Origin of the sequence: Azospirillum sp. TSO35-2 (assembly GCF_003116095.1) — a bacterium.
In the GTDB taxonomy this organism is placed as follows: Bacteria; Pseudomonadota; Alphaproteobacteria; order Azospirillales; family Azospirillaceae; genus Azospirillum.
Genome location: NZ_LGRA01000008.1, coordinates 836351 through 844572 on the forward strand (window position 1 = coordinate 836351; position 8222 = coordinate 844572).

Consider the following 8222-nt stretch of genomic DNA (forward strand, 5'->3'; position numbering starts at 1 on the left):
CGTCACTGGCATTGAGAGCACACTTGCGTTGCTTTCCTCTGCTTTGCGACACTTTCAAGCGTCCGCTTCTGACCCAAAGCGGACCTTTGCTCGCGACCGCAAAGCGCCAGAAGCAGACCATGGCCTATGAGTACTTTGTGCCAGGAAGTAGTGCAATGTTCCAGTATGCCTAAATTCTTCCTATTTCAGTGCTTGTCAAGAATAGCGTACGCCCGGTCCCTGATTTCCTGCTCGTTATCACGCGTCAGCGCGCTGGCATGGATTCGGATGCGATCGCAATCTAGATACTGATCAGTTAGCAGTGTCATTGCACTATAGCGCACACTCCCACGTTCGCTCAATAGTAGCTTCTCAGCAGAAGAAAGCTCTATGGGATTGAGGGGAATCCCTTCTCTTAGAACCTTACTGAGAACATAACTGGACAATTCACCCTTCCCAATTTCGCTGAGGAATTGCAAACGCTCACCAGCAGGTTGCTGCAGTCGCTTAGCGAGTGTCACTGCGCCAAAATCGCGTATCTCAGAGCGCGGGTCGGCCAAGTAGCCTTTGATCTCTTGATATAGCGCTGGACGAATTTTATGCAGCGCTTCAATGATCTTGGCGCGCGGACTGGTGGGTATAACTCCACCCTTGGTCGGATAAGGTTCTTCGTGAACCACCCAATGCGCATGTGCTTGTTCGAGCAAGGGCACGAGTTGCGGTAGTGCCGACCCGGCCATGTCAGCTAGCAGGGTTGCCGTGGCGGTGGCGGTGTTAACGTCTGTTGCGAATAACCCAGCATAGACCGCCGTTTCAAGCTCTGGGGACCAAGCTGGATTTAAAGTCCTCAGCAGATCGAACAAATGCCTGCACCCTGGCACCAGCGGCTTGGCCAGGCGATCAAGCACCAGCGCCAGAGCGCAATTGCGATCAAGCTCAGCGGCCAGCCCGCAGGCTGCCCATAATGTCAGCGCTTTGCCCGTGTCGAGCAGACGGCGGGCGGTGTCTTCCAGCGCCTTTGGATCAAGCATAGCCAGCAACAGATTTGTGGCTGCCCATTTGATCCATTCTGATGGGTGCGCGACCGCAGCCTCAATCAGCCCGGCGTCAAGCCCGAGCGCTTTCGCACGCTTCCAGTCAACCGGTGGCGGATCAACTTGAGTGGTGATCTTGAAGAGAAAGCTGTCCTCATTAGCTGCTGCTTCGGTGTCCAGATAGCGCTTGGCATATACGGCCTCCTCACGCAGCTTGTCTCGATCAAGTCCGCTGACGGCGATCAAGCCGCGCAGCACCGCCCGTGTTGCGTCGCGATCATACGGCCGGGTCCAAACCCAAACATCGCTCACGGGAATATTATTTAATTGGCTGGCCTCAATGAAAGCACTCATGTGTAAAAGAACGCGCGGTCTCTGATCATCGCAGGGGGCTGGTGCCGTGTCTAAATCGAGTGCATCGAAGATCGCGTTGTACTTGAATTTTCTAGCTTCGAAATATCTCCGATCGTCGAAAAGTGAGCGCCCGGACCATTCCGGACCGTGGACTGGATAGTGCCGCCCTTTGCGGCGTACCAACTCGGTCACTTTTGTGCGGAATTTCAGGCTGCCAAGATTGTCGTGGTTAAGGATCTCTGGGAGAAGTGAGTCTCCCACTTCCGCAGGGGCACGATCAATGATTTCGCCGCAGGCATCGAACACAAGGGATTCTGCAATGTGGCGACCAGCATCGCCCGCCAGCATCATGCCGCCGCTAAGCGATTGGCGAAAGCCCGGCTCCAAGGTTTCAACGCTCTCGCGTAGTGTCGCGATCAACTCGTCGAGGTCATAGTGTTCGGGGCCGGCGGCAACTGAGCAAGCCCAGGCGATGAGGCGGGTCCATGGATTTTCAGAGCCAAGGTGACGGGCAGCGGTCGGGCCTACTTCATCGGGAAAGCGCTTCGCGGCCGTGACGAGTGGCATGCCGATGTTGAACGCTTGCTGGCGCCGGTTGCCGGTGATGATCGCGAACGACTGATCAATGATCTTGCCACGCAACTCTGGATTCGGAGGCGGGGTTGCTTCAGCCATCAGCTCAGCCGCCAAAACCATTCGTTTAGCATCGGTCGCTTCGTCTGATCTTATAAGCAATTGGCTGACGATTACATCGGCCATGCCCATCAAGCCGGTTAAGCGTATGACCTCGTTCCAGGCCGGCGCGTCGAGCGTGCTTGTCACTGCTTGGGCTTGGTCTATGGGCGAAAGTGCCCGCTGGTAGCGCGCCGCTGCAAATTCTCCAAAACTCTTGTGGATAAATGCGAGTGTTTGTCGCTCCCCCAAGCCAACGCGTTCGATCATGCCCACATCCTGCCAGTAGCGCAGATAGCGCTCAGCGTCGGCCGCCGCGGCAAAGGGTCTGGCGCCGGTATCGTTGGCGAGGTCATCGGCGCACCGTTTAAGCGTGTTCCAGATGGAGTCGAGTGGTTGTCCAGTGATATGCCACCCAAGGATGTCGAGGAAGCGGCGCAACAGTGTGGCAGGGGCTGGCGGTTCTGGGATGCGCATGTTCGGGGCTTCATCAATTAATTCAAAGATTTGCTCAAACAGACGCTCACGCGTTGTACCGAGGTTCTTGCCGCGAACTATGATTGCCACACTCAAGCCAAGCAGCAGTGGCGTGCGGCCAACAATTGTCGCCGGGATCTTGTCATGGAATTCGCGTTGACAGATGTCCCAGGCGTTCACGTGAAGCTCAGAGTCAAGCGGAGCAATTGCCTCAATCAACCCAGCAGCATTCGCGCACACTGCCAACGTGTCGAGTGCGGGAAGGTCATAATGTCGCCATTCCCTGAAGTGTGCAGCACGGTAGCCAATCGGCCGAGTCGTGACCAGAATGCGACTGTCCGGGTGACCAGCAGCAAAGCAGGCAACCCCCTCTGCAACCTCCTCCTGAAGCCTGCCGCACTCGTCGAGGCCATCGCATAACAAGGTCCAATTTGGGAATCTGGCATTCTGTGCGTCGGCGACGGTGATGCCACTCCCGCCGAGGCCAAGGTGGAACACCGCCTCCTCGAAGGTGGCGCCATCCCGCATGCGAGCAGCTACTGCGGACAACCGGACGCGGAGCAGTGGGATGTTATCCTCGCTGTAACGCCGGGCGATGCGTTTGAGCAAAGTAGTCTTGCCCATACCGGGACCCGCGACCAGCACCGTCTTAGTGACGAACCGTCCGAGAGTCTCAGGGTCAACTGATCGCGCATCGCGTGGCGCTGAGCGCGTCTCCCAACTCTGATAACGATGCAGCGCATCTTCTAGGCTGGCGGCGTCGACTTCGGGCTCGTCGCGAACGGTGGCTGTTAGCGGAATCCAAGCGTCGTTAATGCTGAGCGGAGTGTTGATGCCGAAGATGGTGAAGGTTGCGTGCGTTGTCAGCGTCCAGTGCGAAAGCTTAGCCAGCAGAAGAGCCGGCGCAGAGCCGGTCGACGTGGAAAGCATGATCTGTTCTGCTACGAGAAGGCGTAACACTGCCGCAACGTCACGTCGCCCGCGGTGCTCGATCAGCTTTGCGGCATCCGTATAAAGCGCGTTCCAAGCGCCGCCGATCTGCGTTTCATCCGCACAGAGATGCGCGAGTTCAGCCCGCGCAGCGAGTACTGCTGCCTGATCCACTGCTAGTGCAGGCACCGTTTGGATGCGTAATCGTGCACAGGCATCTTGTGCATTGATACAGGCTGCAGCCAATTTATCTAGAAATTCGACGGCGATACTGGAGAGGTCATCGGTACGACCGTCACCGATCCTCACGATATCTACTGCCAAAGAATGAGTTATGGTCCTGCTGCTGGTCGGCGATACAAGCAAAACACCGAAATCTGCGGCTCCCCTTGACACCGCGGCGGAGATCTTAAGTAACGCCTCCCATAGTTCGAGACCCTTTTGCAATCCCTTTTTGGCTTGGACTTCAACGGTTCGCGTATCCTTGAGAAGCAGGCGGATATCGTCTCCCGCACCGCCGGTTTCGGCGTCGACGGCTATCGGCGTGTCGTCAACAAGACCGTTCAGCCACAGCAGTGGTCGGCCGCGCGCCATGTAAACGTTGGCGATGGCTGTCGTCGCTGCCTGAAAGTTCATGCCGCCGCCTGTTGCTGCGCCCCCCGCTTGGCGGCGCTTGCTACGCCCCCCTGCATCCCCCTGCATTTCTTTTATCCTTCTCCTACACTCGTACCGGGTGCAAACCGAAGGATAGAGTCGCATTTCAAGATCGTCGAGAGTCACTATGGCTGCCACCATGAGACGACCGCAATTGGCGCAAACCCGCCACCCCCACACACCGCAAAGCTGCCGCATTTGCCCCCGAATCTCAGCGAAAACAAGACCGGAGGGTACGAATGCGGGTGGTGGTTGCGGGGTGTGTCGTGTCGGTCGGGATCGCGCTGTCCGGGTGTTCGGCGACCGGTCCGGCGCCGCTGAACGTCGGCAGTCTGAACGGCAATTACGCCGCGGAGATGGAGGGCGAGATGCGCGGGCCGGCGGGGGAGCGGTGTTTCGTCTTCACCTGGGACCGGCCGCTGACGGCGGAGCTGGTCGTGCGGTTGCGGTCGGCGTCGTGCGAATCGCGGGAGCATCCCAACTGGATGACCTCCACCGAACTCTCCCGCACGGTGGTGCCGGTGGCCCAGAGCGCATTGAAGGAGAGCGGGTTGACGGCGGGGGTGCGCTGATCGGCCCCCTCGCATCGGGCGGCGGCGGTCCTATATAGGGGGCGGTTCTCGGCCAGGGGTAACGACCGTCCGTGCGCATTCCCACTCTCGACAGCCTGTATGACGCCGGAAGCCGGCTTCTGCTGGAAAGCAATGTCCGTCTGGGCGTCACCGGGCTGCGGCGGGCCGGCAAGACCGTCTTCGTCACGGCGCTGGTCGACAACCTGCTGAAGGCCGGGCGGCTGCCCTTCCTCGACGTCGTGTCCTCCGGCCGGTTCCAGGCGGCGCGGTTGCAACCGCAGCCCGACCCCGACGTGCCGCGCTTCGACCTGGAAGGCCACCTCGCCGCCCTGACCGGCCCGGCACCCCATTGGCCGGAGCCGACGCGCGGCATCGGCCAGTTGCGGGTGTCGCTGCGCTACCGGCCGGACTCGGCGCTGAAACGCGCAGTGCAGCCGGTGGCGACGCTGAACCTCGACATCGTCGATTACCCCGGCGAATGGCTGCTCGACCTGCCGCTGCTGCGCCAGAGCTTCGCGGAGTGGAGCGCGCTGACGCTCGACCTCGCCGGACGGCCGCCGCGCGACAAACTGTCGGCCTCCTGGCGCGGCTGGCTCGCCACCATCGATCCGAACGCGTCGGCGGAGGAGGAGACGGCGCGGCGCGGGGCGGCGCTCTACACCGACTATCTCCACGCCTGCCGCCGCGCCGACACGCTGCTCAGCCTGATCCAGCCCGGCCGTTTTGTCGAGCCGGGCGACATGAAGGACGCGCCGCTGCTGACCTTCTGCCCGCTGCACGGCGGCGGGGGCGCGGGGGGACGGGGGCGCGGCAGCCTGTGGGCGCTGATGGAGGAGCGGTACGAGGCGTACAAGACGAACGTCGTCCGCCGCTTCTTCGCCGAGCATTTCGCCCGGCTCGACCGCCAGATCGTGCTGATCGACGTGCTGGGCGCGCTGAACGCCGGGCCGGCCGGCATGGCCGACATGAAACGCGCCCTGGAGCTGAGCCTGGAGCCGTTCCGCCACGGCGCGTCGGGCTGGCTCGACTGGCTGTTCGGCAGCAAGATCGACCGCGTGCTGTTCGCCGCGACCAAGGCCGACCACATCGCCGCGCACCAGCACGCGCAGTTGCGCGGCCTGCTCGACCGGCTGGTCGCCGACGCGCGCAACGGCATCCGCTTCGAAGGGGCGGCGGTGGAGACCATGGCCATCGCCGCGCTGAAATGCACCGAGAGCGTGGTGACCGAGCATGAGGGCCGGCAACTGCGCTGCGTCCGCGGCGTGCCGGTCGGGCGCGACCGGCCGACCGTGCTGTTCCCCGGCGAGATCCCCGGCGACGCCGAGGCGTTCCCGCCCGGCCGCGACCGCCCCTACAACTTCCTGCCCTTCCGCCCGCCCGACGATCTGGGGCGCGACCCGCGCGGCCTGCCGCACATCCGCGTCGATCAGGCGCTGCAGTTCCTGCTGGGGGATCATCTGCAGTGAGCGGGCGCCACGATCAATCTTCCGCCGGCGGCTGGGTGCCGCCGATGGAACTCGACCCCGAGCGGGCGGCCCCGCTGCCGGCGGAGGAGGAGGCGGCGCTGCTGTCCGGGTCGGGCGACGCCGCCGACCTGCTGCCGGTGCCGGCGACGCCGGTGCGGCGGACGCGCCGGCTGGGGCGCTGGCTGGCCGGGGCGGTGGCGGCGCTGGTGCTGGTGGCGCTGGGCTTCGACACCGCCGATTTGCTGGCGCGCGCCTTTGCCACCAGTCTGGCGCTCGGGCTGCTGGTGGCGCTGCTGGCGGCGACCGCCGGGGTGGCGGCGCTGGCGATGCTGGTCAACGAGCTGCTGTCGCTGCGCCGCCTGCGCCGGATCGAGGAGCTGCGGGTGGAGGCCGGGCGGCTGGAGCTGGCACCGCCGGACGGCCGGGCCGACCGCTTCGCCGGGTCGCTGGTGGCGCTGTACGCCGACCGGCCGGAGCTGGCGCCGGCGCTCGCCAGCGTCCGCGACCATGTGACCGACGCCCATGACGAGCATGAGGTGGTGCGGCTGCTCGACCGCGAGGTGCTGGCGCCGCTCGACCGCGCCGCCTACCAGCGGGTGCTGCGCGCCGCGCGCGACACCGCGGTGGCGACGGCGCTGAGCCCGGCGGCGGTGCTGGACCTCGCGGTGGTGCTGTGGCGCAATTTGAAGCTGGTGCGGGAGATCGCGGCGCTGTACGGCGCCCGGCCGGGCTATGTCGGATCGCTGCGGCTGCTGCGCCGGATGCTCGCCAACATCGCGGTGGCCGGGGTGGCGGAGAGCGCCCACCATGTCGCGGTGGAGGCGCTGGGCGGCTCGCTCGCCGCGGCGATCTCGACCCGGATGGGGCAGGGGGTGATCAACGGCCTGCTGACCGCGCGGGTCGGGCTGACTGCCATGCACCTGTGCCGCCCCATCGCCTTCGGCCCCGACAACCGCCCCAGCCTGAACCGCATCCGCAAGGAGCTGCTGTCGCTGCCCAAGCAGGTGCTGTAGGGCCGGGGCGGCCGGTGTCGTCAGGCCCATTTCCTCAGGCGAGGTCGAAGACCAGCACCTCGGCCTCGTCGGCGCGGTCGAGCGTCACCGCCTCCTCGTCGCTCAGCGCGGCACCGTCGCCCTCCTTCAGCAGCTGGCCGTTGACGTGGACCTGACCGCGGGCGACCTGAACCCAGGCGTGGCGGCCGGGGCGCAGGGCCAGACGGGCGCTCTCGTCCCCCTCCAGCAGGGCGGCGTAGAGGTCGACGTCCTGGTGGATGGTGACACTGCCCTCCCGCCCGTCGCGCGACCCGACCAGCTTCAGCGTGCCCCGCTTCTCCGCGGCGGGGAAATCGGCCTGCTCGTAGCCGGGGGCGAGGCCGTGGGCTTCCGGCAGGATCCAGATCTGCAGGAAATGCACCGGGTCCTTGTCCGACGCGTTGTACTCGCTGTGGCGGATGCCGCGGCCGGCGCTCATGCGCTGCACCTCGCCGGGACGGATGATCGAACCGGTGCCGATGCTGTCCTTGTGCTCCAGCGCGCCCTTCAGCACGTAGGAGATGATCTCCATGTTGGCGTGGCCGTGGGTGGGGAAGCCGGCGCCGGGGATCACGCGGTCCTCGTTGATGACACGTAGCGCGCGGAAGCCCATGTGGTTCGGGTCCATGTAGTGGCCGAACGAGAAGCTGTGGTGGCTGTTCAGCCAGCCCATGTCGGCGACGCCGCGCTCGTCACGATGGCGAATGGTGATCATGGTGGAACCCTCCGGTGTCGTTGGGGTGTCGTGTCGTTGTCTGAGGGAGAATGTGGCACAGATTCGCTGGGGAACAATCAAAGGGCTTTGCACATGATTGTTCCCCACGATGCGACAATGTCGGGGATGGCCGGGGAGGGTGGCCGGCCGTCGCCGTCACGACAATCGGCCGCGCCGCTTCCGGTTGTCTCCGTCCCGCAGCGGTGTATAAGGGGGGCCGAGCGCGGCCTTGCGACCCTTCGCGCGCCCGGCCGGGCGTCGTCCAGCGAAGGCGAGCGGACGCCGTTGGATCGTCACGAAGGAACGCCCCGATGCCCGCCCCCACGCCCGCCCCCACC

The 8222-nt window shown here is 64.2% G+C and carries 5 protein-coding genes; 3 read left to right on the plus strand and 2 right to left on the minus strand.

Annotated features, from left to right (window positions below):
• Positions 1-185: 185 nt before the first annotated feature.
• Positions 186-4148: an ATP-binding protein gene (locus TSO352_RS32895; protein ID WP_146210714.1), complete on the minus strand. Its 3963-nt coding sequence runs from the start codon at positions 4146-4148 to the stop codon at positions 186-188.
• Positions 4149-4339: 191 nt separating this feature from the next.
• On the opposite strand from TSO352_RS32895, the gene TSO352_RS05250 reads away from it, so the two are divergent.
• The 3 genes from TSO352_RS05250 (at position 4340) to TSO352_RS05260 (ending at position 7151) form a co-directional block, all read left to right on the plus strand.
• Positions 4340-4672, plus strand: a complete 333-nt coding sequence (locus TSO352_RS05250) for a hypothetical protein (RefSeq protein ID WP_109106267.1) — start codon at positions 4340-4342, stop codon at positions 4670-4672.
• Positions 4673-4743: 71 nt separating this feature from the next.
• Complete coding sequence (locus TSO352_RS05255; RefSeq protein ID WP_109106268.1) at positions 4744-6138, plus strand: YcjX family protein; 1395 nt, start codon at positions 4744-4746, stop codon at positions 6136-6138.
• A 44-nt stretch (positions 6139-6182) separates the two neighbouring features.
• Positions 6183-7151, plus strand: a complete 969-nt coding sequence (locus TSO352_RS05260) for a TIGR01620 family protein (protein ID WP_247871906.1) — start codon at positions 6183-6185, stop codon at positions 7149-7151.
• A gap of 34 nt (positions 7152-7185) precedes the next feature.
• On the opposite strand, the gene TSO352_RS05265 is transcribed toward TSO352_RS05260, so the two are convergent.
• Positions 7186-7884 carry a pirin family protein gene (locus tag TSO352_RS05265; protein WP_109106270.1) on the minus strand — a complete coding sequence of 233 codons (699 nt, stop codon included), beginning with the start codon at positions 7882-7884 and terminating at the stop codon, positions 7186-7188.
• Positions 7885-8222: the final 338 nt, after the last annotated feature.

Excerpts from the sequence above, each read along its gene's own strand:
- TSO352_RS32895 (WP_146210714.1), bottom strand. The coding sequence starts at position 4,148 with ATGCAGGGGGATGCAGGGGGGCGTAGCAAGCGCCGCCAAGCGGGGGGC.
- TSO352_RS05250 (WP_109106267.1), top strand. The coding sequence starts at position 4,340 with ATGCGGGTGGTGGTTGCGGGGTGTGTCGTGTCGGTCGGGATCGCGCTG.
- TSO352_RS05260 (WP_247871906.1), top strand. The coding sequence starts at position 6,183 with ATGGAACTCGACCCCGAGCGGGCGGCCCCGCTGCCGGCGGAGGAGGAG.
- TSO352_RS05265 (WP_109106270.1), bottom strand. The coding sequence starts at position 7,884 with ATGATCACCATTCGCCATCGTGACGAGCGCGGCGTCGCCGACATGGGC.